Annotated in this window: 2 protein-coding genes; both read left to right on the top strand. The window is 28.9% G+C overall.

Annotated features, from left to right (window positions below; all coding sequences use genetic code 11):
- Nucleotides 1–161 precede the first annotated feature (161 nt).
- Entirely contained in the window at nucleotides 162–878 is a 717-nt protein-coding gene (locus QZ306_RS10495; protein ID WP_295163650.1) for a hypothetical protein, read from the top strand.
- Nucleotides 879–921: 43 nt separating this feature from the next.
- Nucleotides 922–1,789: ATPase/DNA packaging protein (locus tag QZ306_RS10490; protein ID WP_295163649.1), on the top strand; the 868-nt coding region annotated here is incomplete at its 3' end.

The following is a 1,789-nucleotide window of genomic DNA, read 5'->3' as shown; positions in this document are numbered from 1 at the left end:
GTATTTTAGAAAATCCTGAATTAAGGTCGTTGATGAAAATTTAAAATTGATTTTTATTTTTTTATCTCCAAGGAAATATAAAAAACATGCCAGCAAAAAGAAGAAGCTCAAGTCGCCGTAAATCAACTACTCGTCGTCGACGTTAAAATTGAAAAAATATAATGCATAATAGAAAATTATGCCAAAACTCGAAAAAGAAAATTTATTTTGAACTTTTTTCTTTTATGTCAAATATGACAACAAGAAGCTTAAGACGTAAAACGCCAACAGAAGAATCAACACAACAACAAGCTAATTTATCGCCAAGACCTCGTCGCTCTGTCAAAAGAACGGTCTCAGCATCCCCTGTCCAGGTAATAGCAGAAGCTCAAGAAAATTTAAAACCTCAAGAGAATGGAGAAGTTGCTGAATTAAGAAAAATGGTTCAAGAATTATCCAAAGAAAAAAGTGGAAGAAAATTATCTGCTTTGAACAAATTTAAGAAATATGTCTTATCAAAATCTACAGAACAAGCCTTAGCAGAAACAGATTTCTCTGACTTAATCCCTGTCGATAAAATGAGATTATTAAATAAAGCCTATCCTATTGTCTGGGAAGAAATGGTTTTGAAACAATTATATAAGAAATATGGATGTAATACTGAAGAAGAACAAACTAAATTACGAAACAAAAAGAATATTCAATTAGAATATCAAATTATCGTTGACAATATCATCGATGAAAGTAAGGAAGGAGAATTAGACGATCAAGAACATTTTAGAGAAGATATTACAAAAATTTTATGTTATGCAATAAGAGAAGCAGCAAAAGGATTTAAAAATGATGATGATGATGTCGAATCAAAAGATAAAAAAGAAGATGACAAAGCAGAAGAATAAATATAAATAAAAATATTTTTTTGTAATCAAAGAAAAAATAAATATGTCTAGTGATGATGATTATTACTCTGATTCTGATTCTGAACCAAAACAATTAACGTTAGAAGAGAAATTACGTCGAGTAGATGAAGAAGATAAAGATTTTAATCATGATATTTCGAAAAAAATACAAGCAAAATTAAAAGCTAAACAAGTCGATAATAAAGATATTATGATAGCTCCAATACATCAAGATATTATTACAAAATATAATTCTGTCAATGTTATTGTCGGAAAACAAAGTTTGGGAAAAACTGTCACGGCCCTTGAAGAGATTATAAAAATAGGTTATATGGGAACTCATCATTTATTAGTTTATATAACTAAGGATGGAGAAGAAAATGATAAGAGCTGGCAAACTTTAAAAAATATGATAGAAATGCCTATTGTTTTAGTAGCTGAGGACGATGCTGAAGATTGTATCGATGAAATATTAACAGCAAAAAGTTTATATTATCGTATTCGAAGAGAGAGAACAAAAAATGAAGTCTCTGAAGAACAAAAAGAAGATTTGTTTGATGTTTTGCATGTCGAGAATTTTGAAAAGAAATTTTTACATACAATTTTCTTGTTTGACGATATCAGTAATTCAAAATTATTTTCGTCCGAAGAATCGTTTTTCAGTCAGTTATTACGAAGATGTCGACACAACAATGTATCTTTCTTCTTATTGATTCAAGGATGGAAAGGTATAAAACCACATATCAAAAATGAGATAACAACTTTATATCTCTTCCCTGGATTCAACAAACAACAAATTCGATATATTTATGGACAATCTGCTTCGAACTTAGATTGGGAAGAATTTTTTGAAAAATATAATGAAGTCAATAAAATTAAAAATCAAAATCCTGATGACCATCCTATATTGA

Origin of the sequence: uncultured Brachyspira sp. (genome assembly GCF_910588665.1) — a bacterium.
In the GTDB taxonomy this organism is placed as follows: domain Bacteria; phylum Spirochaetota; class Brachyspiria; order Brachyspirales; family Brachyspiraceae; genus Brachyspira.
Note: the sequence above shows the minus strand (reverse complement) of the source record. Positions and strands in the feature narration are given on the sequence as shown.

Bases quoted from the DNA above. Each gene is read 5' to 3' on its own strand.
- QZ306_RS10495 (WP_295163650.1), top strand. From the start codon at position 162: ATGCATAATAGAAAATTATGCCAAAACTCGAAAAAGAAAATTTATTTT.